We start from the raw sequence: 16,095 nt of genomic DNA on the forward strand, positions 1-16,095 counted from the left end.
TCACACTTGACGTCAGGTGATCTGGCTTTGCCATGACACCTTGCCTGCATAGTTTCTGCTTCCCACAAGGAGGCTGCTATGCGTTTTATCTCAATCAAACCGGCTGCGGATCGCGCGGTAGCAACAGGTTCTGTTGCTACCCGGGCTCACCCCCTGTTGAGCCGGCTCGGCCGTGGCATGCTGCCACGCTGGCTGGGCGGCAAACCGCGCCAGCACCACTATAGGCTGCAGATCCGTTGCGAGGATCGCGCCGATATGGAGCAAGTGCTGGATATGGTGAGCCACACCCTGCAACCGGCCGGACTGCAACCGATGCAATCGATGAAACCGGGTCGCAGCGGCGGGCGAGAGCTGGTGCTCAATGTGCACTGCACTCCACCCCAGCGCCGCTATCTGGTGCAGTTTGTTCATCAGGTCGGAGTAGCGCATCCGGTGCGCTGGGAGCTGCGTCCGCGCATCGACACGGCTCCCGAACTCAACTGACGCGCATCCTGCTGCACTAACGACCGTTCAAGGGGCCAGCCACGCTGGCCCCACTTGTTGCGTCCTCTCCGAGCGTCAGGGCATCTGATGATGCTCGCGCCCCGGAAGCTAAACCCGGGACGCTGCGTTTTTCTGCTGGCCATCCGCTCAATCCCCCTCTGATCCATCCGCCACCCGGCGTTTCATCATGGATTGTGCCAAGCCAGCTTTCATAAGAAGGAGTACGCCATGAAGATGTGGCAACAACTAGACATGCTCTCACTGCTCGACACTCTGGCTAGCCTGCTGCTCGCCTTTGTGCTCGGCAGTCTGGTCGGGCTGGAGCGCCAGTACCGCCAACGTACCGCGGGCCTGCGCACCAACGTGCTGGTCGCCGTGGGAGCCGCCCTGTTCGTCAGCCTGGCCCAGCGAATCTATGACCTGCACGGCGGCAACTACAACGTGGTCCATGTGGTGGCCTATATTGTCTCCGGCATCGGCTTTCTCGGCGCCGGCGTCATCATGCGCGAGTCGGGCAATATACGCGGCATCAACACCGCCGCCACCCTCTGGGGCGTGGCAGCGGTCGGCGCCGCCTGTGGCGCAGGGCTCGCCATGGAAGCAATCCTGGGCGCGTTATTCGTGCTGGCCGCCAACACCCTGCTGCGACCACTGGTCAACCAGATCAACCGTCGCCCGGTAGACAATCTGGATACTGAAGTCACCTACAAGGTGACTGCCCTGACCCCCCGTGAGCATCAAAAGGAGGTGCTGCACTGGCTCGAGGAGATGCTGGAGCAGGCCAACTATCCCATGAGCGAGCTCGACATCGAGCCATTTGGCGAGAGGGATCTGGAGATCTCGGCGGTGCTGCTGGCCACCTCCATTGATGGCGACGAACTGGATGCCCTGATGGTGAAACTCGGCATTCATCCCCATATCAAGCAGATATTCTGGCGCGCCAGTACCACAGACTGAGCTGCCGGTCAGAGGAACGAGCCACCCGCCCACAGCAAAAAGCCCCGCCAGCAATGGCGGGGCTTTTTCATATGGATGAGCGAAGAGTGGCTAGCGGCGGCTGCGCCAGCGCACCCTGGGGGTGATCACCTGGGCGGTCTGTGCGGGAGGACTGCCCGCTATCAGTTGCTGCATCAGCTCGAAAGCGGCGAGGGCCAGCGCCGGACAATCCTGCGCCACCGAGTCGATGCGCATGGGAATGCAGTCGAGCAAGTCGTGATCATCGAAGGTACACAGCCGCATCCCTGTCTCCATCAACCCCGCCTCGTTGAGGTAGCGCAGTACCCCTTCCAGCAGGGTAAAGGAGGCGGTAAAGAGCCCCCTGGGGGGGGCTCCCAGCTCGGCCACCAGCTCGGCCATCAGCTGATAACCGGAGCTCGGCTGGTAGTCGCGATGACGCACCCTTGCTGCATCGGCTTCAAAACCGGCGCGATGGAGCCCCAGCTCATAGCCCGCCAGCCGGTGACGGCTGGGGGAGAGATCCAGCAAACCGCCGAAGTAGTAGATCTGCTCGCCGCACTCGCTGGCCATATCCCGCACCAGCTCGGCGGTGGCCTTGCAGGCATCGGAGATCACCATGGGCAGGCGCGACTCGCCAATATGGCGGTCGAGCTGCACCACCGGCAGGCGGTCGTGGATGCGGGCATAGATGTCATCGCTGTGGCCGCTGGAGGCGACAATCAGCCCATCCACCTGGCGGCTGATGAGGTTGTCCACCACCCGCTGCTCGAGGGCGGGATCATCCTCGGAGCAGGCGATCAGCAGCTGGATACCCGCCTCCCGGCAGTGCGCCTCGAGGGCGCGGGCGATGCGGGCAAAACCGAAGTTGGTGAGATCGGGGATCACCAACCCCCAGGTGTAGCTGCGGGTCTCGCGCAGGGAGCGGGCATGAAAGCTCGGCAGGTAGTGACACTCCTCCGCCACCGCCTGAATGCGCTTGCGGGTATCATCGGCAATGCGGTACTCCGCACTCTTCCCGTTGAGCACCAGACTGGCGGTCGCCTTGGACACCCCCGCCAGTTCGGCGATCTGGGCAATCGTGATCCGTTTCTTCTTCTCCACCTGGCCTCCCGGCTGACTAGAACCGGGCTATTGTACTAGGCATGCCGACAGCGGCCAGTGATTGAGGCAAATTTTGCAGCCATCATCGCCGCTACCTGATGATAGTTGCGGCTTCTCCCCGGGGAAGTAGCGCGCCGACAGGCTGTGGCGACCCTCATCAATGAAACACTCCAGACTGGAGCGATCGCACAGCACGGTGATCCGCCCGCCAGCCCATGGGCTGCTGCGAGTCTCCCACGCTCCGCTCTGCCAGTTCTGGCGCCGCAAGGTGATGCGGTCCGGCTGCCACACCAGCTCGGCCACGGCGCCGAAACAGAGGCTCCCCTCACCGCAGAGATCCAGATCGAGCCAGGCCGAGTCGATGGCCAGCCCCGGAAATTCGCCAAGCGTCCCCTCGAAGCGGGTCAGTTCTCCCTTGAGCGCCGCAAGCTCCGCCACCGGCCGCTGGCAAAGCCACTCATCCTGCCAGAACAGCTCCCGCGGGCAGCTCATCTGGTGGATCCAGCCGTGAGCGACCGTAGGCTGGCTCATCTCGTTCTCCTCCGGCAGACCCAGCCAGCCAAACAGCAAGCGCCGACCCTGGCTATCCAGAGTGGTTTGCGGCGCATAGAACTCGAAGCCCCGGTCCAGCTCGTGAAAAGCCCCGTGCCCGAAGCGCTCGCCGTCGAAGTTGCCCACCAGCCAACCGCACTGGTAGAGGTTGCGATAATCCTCGCCTGCCGGGGCAATCCCCTGCGGGCAGCTGATCAGCACATGGCGCTCCTCCAGCGGGAAGAGATCCGGGCACTCCCACATATAGCCAAACTCACCCAGCCCCCCTCGCCCGCTGCCGGCGATGGGCCCCACCCGCTGCCAGCTTTGCAGGGTGTCGCCACGATAGAGCAGCACTTCCCCCTTGTCATCCAGGGTTCGGGCCCCCAGCACCATCAGCCACTGTTTGCCGTCGTGCCACACCTTGGGATCGCGTACATGGCCGCTGTAGCCTGCGGGTAGATCCAGCACCGGCCCCAGCTTGGCAAAACTACCCTCACCGTCGGCGCGGGCCAGACACTGATAGGCGGTGCGGCTGCCATCTGGGTATTTGACATTGCCGGTGTAGATAAGGGTCAGACGCCCCTGCTCGTCGCTCACCGCAGAGCCCGAATAGCAGCCGTGGCTCTCATAGGCTTCGGTGGGCAACAGCGCCACCGGCTCGTGCTGCCAATGCAGCAGATCGGTGGAGGTGACATGGCCCCAGCCCTTGTTGCGGTGCTCGCAGCCCAGCGGATTCCACTGGTAGAAGAGGTGGTAGCGCCCGTCGTGCTCGATAAAGCCGTTGGGATCGTTGAGCAGCCCCACCGGGGCTGCCAGATGCCAGCGGGGCCGATGGGGATCGGCCGCCGCCTTGAGCTGTCCGGCCAGCAGCGACCGGACAATCTGGTTGAGAAGATCGCTTTCCTTCATCACTCCACCTTGTATTTGAGCAGGTAGGAAGCGGCGAAGGCGGCGCCAAAGGCGATCACCAGCCCGATGATGTAATGAATCAGGCTCATGGGCTGGACGATGGCCATGCCGGGAATACCGGTCAGCCCCACCGCCGTCATCCCCACCTTGGCCGCCACCACGTAGGCGCCGCCGCAGGCCCCGCCAAACAGACCGGCGAGGAAGGGTTTGATGTAGCGCAGGTTCACCCCGAAGATCGCCGCTTCCGTGATACCCAGCAGGCAGGACATGGCAGCCGGCACGGTAATGGCCTTGATCTTCACGTCGCGAGTCTTGAAGTAGACCGCGAGGCAAGCCCCGCCCTGCGCCACGTTGGCCATGGCCCAGATGGGCAGCAGGAAGTTGACGCCAATTTGCGGATTGGCCAGCAATCCCGCCTCGATGGCGTGGAAGCTGTGGTGGATGCCGGTGATGACGATAAGCGAGTAAGTGCCGCCAAACACCAGCCCCGCCAGCCAGCCCGCCTGCTCATAGAGGGCGCTCAGACCAAACGAGATGCCATCCCCCAATACCCGACCCGCCGGGCCGATAAAGAGCAGCGCCACGAAACCGGTGATGATGACGGTGAGGAACGGCGTGAGGATCAGATCCAGTGCATCCGGGATGCGCTTGCGCAGCTGTTTCTCCAGATGGGACATAAACCAGACCGCCAAGAGCACCGGGAAGACGGTGCCCTGATAGCCGATCATGGCGACATCGAGCCCGAAGAAATCCATGGTCTTGAAGCCACCGGCCACGCCCCAGGCGTTGGTTAGCGCTGGGTGGGTGAGAATGCCGCCAAGGGTCGCCCCGAGGTACGGATTGCCGCCAAACTCACGCGCTGCCGTAAAACCGATGAGGATCGGCAATATGATAAAGGCCGCCGAGCTGAACATGTCGAGCATCACAAACAGGGCGCTGTCGGCATTGGCCCAGCCGTAGGTGCGCACCATGCCGAGCAGCCCCATCAGCAGGCCCGAGGCGACGATGGCCGGAATGATCGGCACGAAGATGTTGGAGAGGGTTCGCGCCAACCGCTGGGCCACGTTGAGCTTGGCCGCCGCCATGTCGGTCAGCTCCGCCTTGCTGGCGGTGCCGGTACCGGTCAGCGTCACAAACTCCGCATAGACCTTGTTGACCAGACCGGTGCCAAAGATCACCTGAATTTGGCCCGCGTTGCTAAAGCACCCCTTGACCCCCTCCAGCTTGTCGATGGCGGCCTTGTTTACCTTGCTGTCATCGGCCAGCACCAGCCGCAGCCGGGTGGCGCAGTGGGCAGCGCTGACGATGTTCTCCTTGCCCCCGAGCAGGGGCACCAGATCCTTGGCTATCGCACTGATATTCATATTCTTCCTCTTATGACCCGCCACGCTGGCGGGCCCTTGTCACATGAGAGTAGGGGCTGTCGAGCCGGGCTTCTAGCCGCAGATCAATAGCCGCTTGTGTCTGATCGCAAAAAGGCATCCAGTTCGGAGCGGGTCGGCAGCGCCGTCATCGCCCCCTTGGCGGTGGTGGCGAGCGCCCCGCAGCCGTGGGCCTGAGCCAGAATGGCGGGTAGCTCGGCCAGCGTCGGCAGCGACGAGCGCCCGGCCAGCGCCGCCAGCAGACCGGCGACGAAGGCGTCCCCCGCCCCCGTGGTGTCGATGGGCGTCACTTTCTGCCCCACCCACTCCAGCAACTCGCCATCAAGGCGAGCCACCACCCCGGCCGCCCCTCTGGTCACCAGCACCAGCGCCGGGCCAGAGAGCGTCGCAAGCCCAGCGACCAGTTCATCCTCGCCACTCAGCAGTTGCAGCTCCTCGATGGAGAGCTTGACCACATCCGCCTGTGTAATTGCCTGACGCACCAGCGGCAGCATCTCGGCGGGGTTGCCCCACACCTCGGGGCGCAGGTTGGGGTCGAAGCAGACCCGCCCGCCTGCCGTCTTGATGGCCGCCATGGCCTGCAGGCAGCTGGTGCGCACCGGCTCGTTGGCGAGCGCGATGGAGCAGGTGAGCAACCACTGATCGACATCGAAGCGGGGCAACTCATCCGGGGTGAGGAACTGGTCGGCACTGGGGCGCACCATAAAGGTGAAGCTGCGCTCCCCCTCGTCATCCAGTTCTACCAGCACGGTAGAGGTGCGATGGTCAGGATCGAGCCACAGTGCACCGATATCCACCCCCTCCCCGCTCAGGGTGTCGGCCATAAAGCGGCCGAACGGGTCAGCACCAACCCGGCCGATAAAGGCCGCATCGCCACCCAGCCGTACCACACCAACCGCCACATTGGCGGGCGCGCCACCCGGACACTTGAGGTAGTGCAACGCCCCTTCCGGGATCAAGTCCACCACCGCATCCCCCATTACCCACACACGATTCGTCACCTTGCTACTCCACTGCTGCATCGGATCCACGGTCAAACCCGAACTCTGTTCTGTTGGCTGACATTATCAGCTAAACCGTTTTAGCCAACCAACAGATCTCGGCACCGGCTGCCATTTTTGTGATCGGGATAACGAACTAGAACCAGGTTTCCATCTGTACGCCAAAGTTCCACTCGCCACCGGCGGTGAAGTTGCTCTGACCCATGGCATCGTCGCTGGCGTAGTTGTCGAGCTCGGAGGACCAGTCCATCCAGGTGGCGAAGACCCTAAGCTCAGGCCGCTCGAAGAAACCGGCGGTCTGCGCCTTGAAGGTGGGGGCGAAGGTGAGCTTGGTGAAATTGCCGTTCACCGCCTGGCGTCCCTTGTAGCCCTTGGGATCGAGATCCATGTACTGCCAGGCCACCTCGTAGACCAGCTCGACGTTCTGGCTCAGCACCTGCGCCACCCGGGTATTGAAGGTGAGCCAACGGTACTCGTCCCCTTTCACGTAGCGATCCTGACTCTGCTCGGCCAGCAGGGCCGGGGCAAAACGCCAGCGCGGATTAAGATCGGTAGCGCCAAACACGGCGACCCGCACCGCATCGGCGTCCGGCAACAGCTCGCTGTCAGAGCCCAGCCCCTTGACCTCGGTCCCCAGCCCATGACCGTACAGCACCGCCGCCTTGGCAAAACCGGGGTTGAGGCCAAAGAAGCTCTCGCCGTGGTAGGCCAGCAGGGTGTGGGCCCCCTTGTCCGCCGCCTCGCTGCCCGCCCCCTTGTCATTGATGCGGGCGTCATTGTCCTTGGCCGAGAGGCCGTTCACCATCCACTGCCAGTTGCCGACGCGGTTGTTCATGGTGAGGATGTAGCTCTCGATATCGGAAAGACCGCTGGCGCTGATGTCGCCGTAATCGCGGCCATAGAGAGAGAAGTTGGCCTTCCAGCTGTCGGCCAGTTGCACGTCGTAAACGCCGCCGCCGGTACCGGCCAGGAACACCACGTCGGAATCGAGCCAGTGGATGTCGAAGTTGTCGCGATCAAAGCGCTTCCCCGCCCACAGCACCGCATTCTTGAAGGGGCCGTCGAAGCTCGCCAGATTGCCGATCTCGGCAAACACCTGACGGGTATTGAGGCTCGAATCGCTGGCGGTCCAGTCGTTGCTGGTCTCCACCCCGTCTGCCAGCATCAGCTTGTAGCGGGCCCAGCTGCCATCCTCGAAGGTCTGGGTTTTCAGCAGGTTGGCCTCCATATAGGTGTCATCCTCATTGCCAAGGCGACCGACGGCCCCGCCCACCGAACCGGCTGGCGTGATGTAGGGGCCGCCGCGCCCGCCGTTGCCATTGCCGTTGACCAACAGGCCCGAGCGGGCGTAGCCGTGAAACTCGAAGCCCTGGGCACCTGCGGTCTTCTCATCCACCTGCTGGCTGCGGTTGTCGGCCACCTGAGCCTGCTCGCTCGCCGCGCTCGCCTTCACTTCCGCCTGACTGGCACGGCTCTCTGCCGCCTCGGCTCTCGCTTCGGCTGCCTGTACCCGCGCCTCCAGCGCCGCCAATCTGGCCTCGACACTCTCACCTGCAATACTCGCCTGCGCCGCCCACAGCGGGCTGCTCATCCCCAATCCCAGCGCTACCGCCAGCGCCAACTTGCTCTTGAACATCATCATCTTCCTCACCTGTCATCTGTGGCCCGGACGGGCGCTGTTGTTATCGACAGCCAGAGCATAGCTAAACCAATTTAGCTAACTCAATATGACAACTAAACCGTTTCAGCAACAGTGTGAGCGGGATAACATTTGTACAGCAGGAATTGGCGGGAGTTGTGAGGAGGATCCCTCATCAGGATCCACTCAATAAGGCGGATCCCGATTCTGCGAGCAGCGACCCTGACAATGTGAATAGGAAGGGGGGCACCTCACCACCAACCGGATCAGGGTGCTGGCGATGGGTCTGCCAGGTATCGGCATACCCTATGCGTCATTCTGTTGGTGGAGATTGTTACACGCATTACACCATCAGGTTCGGCTACAAAGCAGCGTAAATAATACCGATCACGCATGCGATATGGCTGAATACGCGACATTCCTGTCGTTCAATTACCAAAATATCAATAAAGATGTTTCTAAATGTTTCTGGCGGTGGATTAATTATTTACCAATAAGAACCATTCCAGTAGCATCGCAGCATTGATTAATAACGGAGACCATCAGTGGGCAATTCATCAGATGACAGTAGGTTGTTGAGCTCGTCAGCCAATACCTGAGTCGCGAGATCCCCGCAGATTGTTCTGCCGCTATCTCGCACTATGCGGAGAGCGGTTTATTTGCACCTGAGTGCAATTCCTTCCCTGTATTCACTCGATGTCTGTTACTGACGCCATCCAATGCTACAGACTGGATGCGTAAATAATGCCTGCATGGGTCTTCTCCTGATATCAGGGTCACCATGTCATTACCACTGTTACCTCATCACGCCATGTTTTTCCGCCTCTGGCGTGCGTCAACGATGGCGAACCTCTATCGCTGCAGGTCAGTAGCCACAAGGCTTTTGACAAGGTGGCATGGGAGATGGCAACAGCCGCTAGCCGGGCGACGACCGTCCCGCGATCCGCTCCACCTTCATTTACTTGTGCCGAGTGCAACACCTGTTCATTCCCCATGCGTGGCTATTGACGGGTAAGCATATGACGATTCTTTACATCAATCAGGAGGTGTGTCATGGACCCTGACCCTGGAGCCGGTATCGGCGACTAGTCCGGATTAATTTTCGGGCGTTATTTCCTTATCTATTTTTGCTGATGTGATGTCAGTCGGAATTCTATTTCCTATTTTCCAGGCTGATGTATTAAAGGATATATAAATGCAATACCAAGATATTCACCAACAACTGTATGTACTGCTGCAAAACAAGGATCGTATGGGGATCCAGAGCCTCAGCCTGAATATTCATGAGGTCGATCTGGCACAAGCGATAAACCGCCTGACAGATAAACATATTCATACCTTTCTCAATCTGGTTCCTGCATTGCGTGCCGCACGCATCTTCCGCCATCTGCCCAGCGATATTCAGGCCAGCCTGGTACGTTCCATGGCCAAGCCCCAATTGGAGGAGTTGTGTACCCGCCTATCCCCCGATGACAGAGCCGATCTCTACAATCGTCTGCCCGCAGCCTTGCGCCAGACCCTGCTCGATGCGATGACAGATGAAGAACGTGAGGATACGCAACGGTTGGCCTCTTACCCGGAAAACCTCGTCGGCTCCATCATGAGCTCGGATTGTGCCAGCCTGACGGCTGACATCACTGTGGGAGAGGGGCTGCAACGGCTGCGCAGCACTGCTGCCGACAGGGAGAGCATCTATACCCTGTATGTCGTGGATGAAATGCGCCGCCTCATCGGGGTTGTCTCCCTGCGCGAACTGTTTCTCGCCGACAGCAAAACCCCCATCTCGGCCATTATGCAGCGCGAGCTGGTGAGTATTCAGGCCGATGCCCCCAAAGGCGAAGCCGCGGAGATGATCGCCCGTTACAACCTGCTGGCCCTCCCCGTATTGAATCAGGATCAGCAGTTGCTCGGCATGGTGACCGTGGATGATGCAATGGATGTTGCCGAAGAGGAAGATGCCAACCGGATTGCCCGCTTCGGTGGTACGGCTGCGCTGGGAGGTCCCGAACTTGATCTTCGCGCATCCAGCACCTTTAACATGTTCAGCGCCCGATTCTTCTGGCTGGCGGTCTTGACCGTATTCGGCATACTGACCAGCAATCTGGTCGCCGCTCAGGAAGAACTCATCAGCGAAGTACTGATCCTCGCAGCCTTTATTGCCCCTATTATCGACATGGGGGGCAACTCGGGCAGCCAGTCGGCCACCTTGGTGATCCGGGCAATGGGCATGGGTCAGATCAAGCTGAGCATGCGTGACTTCTTTTTCGTGCTGCGGCGCGATCTGCCCGTCGCAATGGCTCTGGGGCTGGGTGTCGCCCTGCTGGAAGGGGTGATGGCATTCTGGAGCAAGAGCATCGGCTGGGACATCGTCATGATTGTCAGCCTCTCTGCCATGACGGTGACTGTGGTTGGCAGCCTGCTTGGTCTGGTCCTGCCGTTTGCCGCACGGAAGATGGGGACTGATCCGGCAACCCTCAGCTCCCCCATGCTCACCTCGATCATGGATCTGTTGGGCGTGCTGATCTATTTTGGTTTCGCCTATGCCTTCCTCGGTGGGTCACTGGCTGCTGCCTGACAGCGCACAGCAGATGGGGGCAGCCAAACCACCGCCATCTCCGATAGTTCAAGATAAGAGAGAGAGGGAGGCATCACGCCTCCCTCTCTCTTTAAATCGACACGGGTCTATGCCATCACTTGGTCAGATCGTCGAAGAAGCGTTTCACCCCTTCGAAGAAGCCTTCCGATTTCGGCTTGTGGGTCTTGGCAGCGGCGCCGCTGAAGGATTCGTCCAGCTGGCGCAACAGCTCTTTCTGCTGCTCGGTGAGGTTGACCGGAGTCTCGATCACCACCTTGCACATCAGATCCCCTACCTGGCCGGAGCGCACGGACTTCACGCCCTTGCCGCGCATGCGGAACATCTTGCCGGTCTGGGTCTCCGGAGTGACCTTGAGCTTGACGCGGCCATCCAGGGTCGGCACTTCGATCTCGCCACCCAGGGCAGCTGCGGTGAAGCTGATGGGCACTTCGCAGTAGAGGTTGTTGCCGTCACGCACGAAAATTTCGTGCTCTTTGACGTGCACCTGTACGTAGAGATCCCCTGCCGGAGCCCCTGCCTCCCCCGCTTCCCCTTCACCGGAGAGACGGATGCGATCGCCGGTATCGACGCCCGCCGGAATTTTCACCGACAGGGTCTTGGTGCGCTGGTAGCGACCTTCACCGTGGCACTTGCGGCACGGATCTTTGATGATCTTGCCGCGACCGTGACAGTGCGGACACGCCTGCTGCACCGCAAAGAAGCCCTGACGCATCTGCACCTGGCCGGAGCCGTGGCAGGTCGGGCAGGTCTGGGCACTGCTGCCGGTGTGGGCACCGGAGCCGTTACAGACTTCACAGTGAACCAGGGTCGGCACCTTGATCTCCTTGGAGACCCCGCGCACCGCCTCTTCCAGCGTCAGCTCCATGGTGTAACGCAGGTCGGAGCCACGGGCCGGGCCACGACGGGCACCACCACGGCCACCGCCGAAGATGTCACCGAATACGTCACCAAACATGTCGGCGAAGTCGGCACCGCCGCCAAAGCCACCGTGGCCACCGCCACCCTGGCTCGGGTCGACACCGGCATGGCCGTACTGGTCGTAACGGGCACGCAGGTTGGCATCGGTCAGGACCTCGTAGGCTTCCTTGACCTCTTTGAACTTCTCTTCGGATGCGGCATCACCCTGATTACGATCCGGGTGATACTTCATGGCCAGGCGCTTGTACGCCTTCTTGATCTCGCGATCGTCGGCATCTTTCGCCACACCCAGTACTTCGTAGAAATCGCGCTTCGACATACTCATCCTGTGGTTACGCAGACGGGCGTTGGTTACCCAACGCCCGTGAATTCATTGACCAAGCCGATGGGCGAAGCGGACTCCGCCCATCTGGGTAGGGCTTACTTCTTGTCGTCTTTCACTTCTTCGAACTCGGCGTCGACTACGTCGTCGTCAGCCTTGGCAGAAGAGGAGGACTGACCGGCATCAGCACCGGCTGCACCCTGGGCCTGAGCCTGCTGCTGGGCAATTTCCATCAGCTTCTGGGACGCTTCCAGCAGAGCCTGCTGTTTGGCTTCGATAGCAGCCTTGTCGTCACCCTTGATGGCAACTTCCAGCTCGCTCAGCGCGGCTTCGATCTTGGTCTTGTCGTCGGCAGGCAGGGCCTCACCGGCTTCGGTGATCTGCTTGCGTACGGAGTGAACCAGACCATCAGCCTGGTTGCGAGCCTGTACCAGCTCTTCAAACTTCTTGTCCTCGGCCGCATTGGCTTCGGCTTCGCGTACCATGCGCTCGATCTCGTCATCAGACAGACCAGAGGAGGCCTGGATGGTGATCTTCTGCTCTTTGTTGGTCTCTTTGTCTTTCGCGGAGACGTGCAGGATACCGTTGGCATCGATGTCGAAGGTCACTTCGATCTGCGGCAGACCGCGCGGTGCCGGACGGATGCCTTCTAGGTTGAACTGGCCCAGAGACTTGTTGTCGCTGGCGCGCTTGCGCTCACCCTGCAGCACGTGAATGGTCACGGCAGACTGGTTGTCTTCGGCTGTGGAGAACACCTGGGACTTCTTGGTCGGGATGGTGGTGTTCTTCTCGATCAGCGCAGTCATCACGCTGCCCATGGTTTCGATACCCAGGGAGAGCGGAGTAACGTCCAGCAGCAGTACGTCGGTCTTGTCACCGGACAGTACGGCACCCTGGATGGCAGCACCCATGGCCACGGCTTCGTCCGGGTTGACGTCTTTACGCGGCTCTTTGCCAAAGAACTCGGCAACGGTCTTCTGAACCAGCGGCATACGGGTCTGACCACCAACCAGGATCACGTCGTCGATCTCGCCAACTGCCAGACCGGAGTCTTTCAGGGCGACACGAACCGGCTCCAGAGAGTCTTTCACCATGTCTTCTACCAGGGATTCCAGCTTGGCGCGGGTCACCTTGATGTTCATGTGCTTCGGACCGGTGGCATCTGCAGTGATGTACGGCAGGTTGACGTCGGTCTGCTGGGCAGAAGAGAGCTCGATCTTGGCTTTCTCGGCGGCATCTTTCAGACGCTGCAGAGCCAGCTGGTCGTTGCGCAGGTCGATGCCCTGCTCACGCTTGAACTCGTCTACCAGGTAGTTGATGACGCGGTTGTCGAAGTCTTCACCACCCAGGTGGGTGTTACCGTTGGTCGCCAGTACTTCGAAGGTGGTTTCGCCTTCCACTTCGTCGATCTCGATGATGGAGATATCGAAAGTACCGCCACCCAGGTCATATACGGCAACCTTGCGCTCGCCCTTGACCTTGTTCACGCCGTAGGCGAAAGCTGCTGCAGTCGGTTCGTTGATGATGCGTTTTACATCCAGACCGGCGATGCGACCGGCATCCTTGGTAGCCTGACGCTGGGCGTCATTGAAGTAGGCCGGAACAGTGATAACGGCTTCGGTTACCGGCTCGCCCAGATAGTCTTCAGCGGTCTTCTTCATCTTCTTCAGCACTTCGGCAGAGATCTGCGGCGGTGCCATTTTCTTGCCCTTCACTTCAACCCAGGCGTCGCCGTTGTCAGCTTTGGCGATGGCGTACGGCATGATTTTCAGGTCACGCTGCACTTCTTCATCTTCAAAACGACGACCGATCAGACGCTTGATGGCGAACAGGGTGTTTTTCGGGTTGGTGATGGCCTGACGCTTGGCCGGCTGACCAACCAGGATCTCGCCATCATCGGCATAGGCAATGATGGACGGAGTAGTACGATCGCCTTCTGCGTTCTCGATCACGCGAGCAGTGTCGCCATCCAGAATAGCGACGCAGGAGTTGGTAGTACCCAGGTCAATACCGATGATTTTACCCATTTGACGAATCTCCAAATACTTTGAATAAACTGGCGAGGAACTCGCCTTAATGCGTTAACGGCTAGGTGGGGGCTGCCAATCTGGCTTTCAAGCTCCCGGCATCAAATTTTTTGTGCCGCCGCGGCCTTGCTACCTATATGGGGTCGCCGGACGCAGCTTCAAGCCCCAACCCTAAAAAACCACACCCTTTGTCATGGTTGCGCGGTCACGTTGAGCCGTAAACCGGGCAAGATGAACAGGTGCTGCACTGCGAAACAAAAAGCCCGCCACAGGGCGGGCTCGGGCACCCACAGCCAATCAGTCGACCGCTTTGGCGATCATCACCATGGCCGGACGGATCACCCGACCGTTGAGGTCATAGCCCTTCTGCATCACTGCAATGACGGTGTTCGGCGCCACATCGGCACTCGGTACCATGCTCATCGCCTGATGGGCGTTGGGGTCAAACGGCTGGTTGATCGGGTCGAGCGCTACCAGACCAAACTTGGCCACGCCGCTCTGCATGGATTTGAGGGTCAGCTCGACACCTTCGATCATCGGCTTAAGGGCTTCGTTCTCCTTGTCGGCCAGTTCGATGGCACGCTCAAGGTTGTCCAGCACCGGCAGCAGTTCATTGGCGAACTTCTCCAGAGCGAATTTGTGCGCCTTCTCCACATCCAGCTCGGTACGACGGCGCAGGTTCTCCATCTCGGCGGCGGTACGCAGGGCGCGTTCACGCTCTTCCGCCGCTTTTTGGATGGCGGTTTCCAGCTGCGCTTCCAGTTCGGCAATGCGGGCCTGCTCGGCTGTCACTTCACTGTCTACATCGGTCGGCTCGACTGGCTGGGCTTCCACTTGCTCCATCGCTTCAACCTTTTGCTCTTCGTGGTTCATGACATCTCCAATTCCGGGGTTACTTATGAGGGCCCTGACGTCTGGTTGAGCGACCGGACGACAACAGACCGACTATGTTGGCGCTATTATGGGGATGCATCCCCGGCTTTCAAGGGGTAAAGGGCAATCTGGGTTGCTGAATAGCCGCAACCGTCGGTTTATCCGGGTTACCGCTCACCGTTTCACCAGTAGCCTCAAGGGGATAGCCAGCCCCGTCACACGGGAGAGCGTCACAAGCGGAGCAAAGCACTGTATACTGGCCCGCAATACCCATCCCAGATCTGACTGACTATGGATTCTCCGTTCAAAACCATCGCCCTGATTGGCAAACCCCACCATGAGGGGGCCAACCAGACGCTGACCGGCCTGCATCAATACCTGACCGCCCGCGGCTTTCGGGTACTGGTGGAGAGCCGGGTCGCCCAGACCCTGAGCATCCTCGATGAAAACGTGATGGATCTGGTACAACTGGGCCAGCAGGCCGATCTCGCCATCGTGGTCGGCGGTGACGGCAACATGCTGGGGGCGGCGCGAGTGCTGTCACGCTTCGATGTAGCAGTGATCGGGGTCAACCGGGGTAACCTCGGCTTTCTGACCGATCTCTCGCCGCAGGATTACCTGCTGCCATTGGAGCAGGTGCTCTCCGGCCACTACAAGAGCGAACACCGCTTCCTGCTTGAGGCCTCGGTCTATCGCCACGGCGAGCGCAAGTCGAGTAATCTTGCGGTCAACGAGGCGGTGCTGCACCCGGGCAAGATCGCCCATATGATCGAGTTCGAGGTCTATATCGATGGCAGCTTTATGTATAGCCAGCGTTCGGACGGCATCATCGTCGCCACACCGACCGGCTCGACCGCCTACTCCCTGTCAGCAGGTGGCGCCATCCTCACCCCCAAGCTCAACGCCATCACGCTGGTGCCAATGTTCCCGCATACCCTCAGCAGTCGCCCCATCGTGCTCGATGCCGACAGCGAAGTGCGGCTGCTGGTCTCGCCGGACAATCAGGACGATGCCATGCAGGTGAGCTGTGACGGCCAGGTGACGCTGGCGGTCCACCCGGGGGACGAGATCCTGATCAAGAAGAGCCACCACCAGCTTCATCTGGTGCATCCCCTCGACTACAGCTATTTCCATGTGCTGCGCAACAAGCTCGGCTGGGGCAGCAAGCTGTTCTAATCAGCTTTGACCGACAACGGCATTACCAGAGAAGGGCGCCTGAATTGGCGCCCTTCTCTTTTCTTTCATTGCAACTTCCCCTGCACCCTCATATCAGTACCGCATTTTCATAGCCATGGCGCACTGGCGCGGCTTTCCTGTGTTAAAAATGGCGGCGCCCTCTTTACTGTATATAAG

The 16,095-nt window shown here is 60.2% G+C and carries 12 protein-coding genes; 4 read left to right on the top strand and 8 right to left on the bottom strand.

Annotation, left to right across the window (positions count from 1 at the left end):
* Positions 1-78 precede the first annotated feature (78 nt).
* Positions 79-483: a hypothetical protein gene (locus tag G5332_RS04130; protein ID WP_266134452.1), complete on the top strand. Its 405-nt coding sequence runs from the start codon at positions 79-81 to the stop codon at positions 481-483.
* Between the two features lie 228 nt (positions 484-711).
* Positions 712-1,440: an MgtC/SapB family protein gene (locus tag G5332_RS04135; RefSeq protein ID WP_201990472.1), complete on the top strand. Its 729-nt coding sequence runs from the start codon at positions 712-714 to the stop codon at positions 1,438-1,440.
* Positions 1,441-1,530: 90 nt separating this feature from the next.
* Here G5332_RS04135 and G5332_RS04140 read toward each other — a convergent pair whose 3' ends face one another.
* From G5332_RS04140 to G5332_RS04160, 5 genes are all read right to left on the bottom strand, one after another.
* The gene (locus G5332_RS04140; protein WP_100654144.1) at positions 1,531-2,541 is read right to left on the bottom strand and encodes a substrate-binding domain-containing protein; all 1,011 of its coding nucleotides are present in this window, start codon (positions 2,539-2,541) and stop codon (positions 1,531-1,533) included.
* A gap of 27 nt (positions 2,542-2,568) precedes the next feature.
* On the bottom strand, positions 2,569-3,984 hold the full coding sequence (locus tag G5332_RS04145) for a sucrose-6-phosphate hydrolase (protein ID WP_319920198.1): 1,416 nt from the start codon (positions 3,982-3,984) through the stop codon (positions 2,569-2,571).
* Entirely contained in the window at positions 3,984-5,348 is a 1,365-nt protein-coding gene (locus G5332_RS04150; protein WP_040065997.1) for a sucrose-specific PTS transporter subunit IIBC, read from the bottom strand. Before G5332_RS04150 ends, G5332_RS04145 begins: the two co-directional genes overlap by 1 nt.
* Positions 5,349-5,431: 83 nt before the next feature.
* Positions 5,432-6,388 (bottom strand): aminoimidazole riboside kinase, encoded by a 957-nt coding sequence (locus G5332_RS04155; protein WP_421171994.1) that lies wholly within the window; start codon positions 6,386-6,388, stop codon positions 5,432-5,434.
* A gap of 115 nt (positions 6,389-6,503) precedes the next feature.
* On the bottom strand, positions 6,504-8,009 hold the full coding sequence (locus G5332_RS04160; protein ID WP_421171995.1) for a carbohydrate porin: 1,506 nt from the start codon (positions 8,007-8,009) through the stop codon (positions 6,504-6,506).
* Positions 8,010-9,201: 1,192 nt separating this feature from the next.
* Here G5332_RS04160 and mgtE point away from each other — a divergent pair.
* Positions 9,202-10,581, top strand: a complete 1,380-nt coding sequence (gene mgtE / locus G5332_RS04165) for a magnesium transporter (protein ID WP_216954257.1) — start codon at positions 9,202-9,204, stop codon at positions 10,579-10,581.
* Between the two features lie 115 nt (positions 10,582-10,696).
* Here the strand turns inward: mgtE and dnaJ are convergent, their stop codons facing one another.
* The 3 genes from dnaJ to grpE form a co-directional block, all read right to left on the bottom strand.
* Positions 10,697-11,839, bottom strand: a complete 1,143-nt coding sequence (gene dnaJ / locus G5332_RS04170) for a molecular chaperone DnaJ (RefSeq protein WP_216954258.1) — start codon at positions 11,837-11,839, stop codon at positions 10,697-10,699.
* A gap of 101 nt (positions 11,840-11,940) precedes the next feature.
* Entirely contained in the window at positions 11,941-13,869 is a 1,929-nt protein-coding gene (dnaK, locus tag G5332_RS04175) for a molecular chaperone DnaK (RefSeq protein WP_042053028.1), read from the bottom strand.
* 297 nt (positions 13,870-14,166) lie between these two features.
* A complete protein-coding gene (gene grpE / locus G5332_RS04180) occupies positions 14,167-14,742 on the bottom strand; it encodes a nucleotide exchange factor GrpE (protein ID WP_005338036.1) in 576 nt (191 codons plus the stop codon).
* A gap of 291 nt (positions 14,743-15,033) precedes the next feature.
* Between grpE and nadK the strand changes: the two genes are divergently transcribed.
* Complete coding sequence (nadK, locus tag G5332_RS04185) at positions 15,034-15,918, top strand: NAD(+) kinase (protein ID WP_005338038.1); 885 nt, start codon at positions 15,034-15,036, stop codon at positions 15,916-15,918.
* The last annotated feature ends 177 nt before the right edge of the window (positions 15,919-16,095 follow it).

The organism is Aeromonas sp. 603757, assembly GCF_049171255.1.
GTDB lineage: Bacteria > Pseudomonadota > Gammaproteobacteria > Enterobacterales > Aeromonadaceae > Aeromonas > Aeromonas veronii_A.

Bases quoted from the DNA above. Each gene is read 5' to 3' on its own strand.
- G5332_RS04150 (WP_040065997.1), bottom strand. From the start codon at position 5,348: ATGAATATCAGTGCGATAGCCAAGGATCTGGTGCCCCTGCTCGGGGGC.
- grpE (WP_005338036.1), bottom strand. From the start codon at position 14,742: ATGAACCACGAAGAGCAAAAGGTTGAAGCGATGGAGCAAGTGGAAGCC.
- nadK (WP_005338038.1), top strand. From the start codon at position 15,034: ATGGATTCTCCGTTCAAAACCATCGCCCTGATTGGCAAACCCCACCAT.
- G5332_RS04155 (WP_421171994.1), bottom strand. From the start codon at position 6,388: ATGCAGCAGTGGAGTAGCAAGGTGACGAATCGTGTGTGGGTAATGGGG.
- G5332_RS04135 (WP_201990472.1), top strand. From the start codon at position 712: ATGAAGATGTGGCAACAACTAGACATGCTCTCACTGCTCGACACTCTG.
- G5332_RS04145 (WP_319920198.1), bottom strand. From the start codon at position 3,984: ATGAAGGAAAGCGATCTTCTCAACCAGATTGTCCGGTCGCTGCTGGCC.
- G5332_RS04130 (WP_266134452.1), top strand. From the start codon at position 79: ATGCGTTTTATCTCAATCAAACCGGCTGCGGATCGCGCGGTAGCAACA.
- dnaJ (WP_216954258.1), bottom strand. From the start codon at position 11,839: ATGTCGAAGCGCGATTTCTACGAAGTACTGGGTGTGGCGAAAGATGCC.
- dnaK (WP_042053028.1), bottom strand. From the start codon at position 13,869: ATGGGTAAAATCATCGGTATTGACCTGGGTACTACCAACTCCTGCGTC.
- G5332_RS04160 (WP_421171995.1), bottom strand. From the start codon at position 8,009: ATGATGATGTTCAAGAGCAAGTTGGCGCTGGCGGTAGCGCTGGGATTG.
- mgtE (WP_216954257.1), top strand. From the start codon at position 9,202: ATGCAATACCAAGATATTCACCAACAACTGTATGTACTGCTGCAAAAC.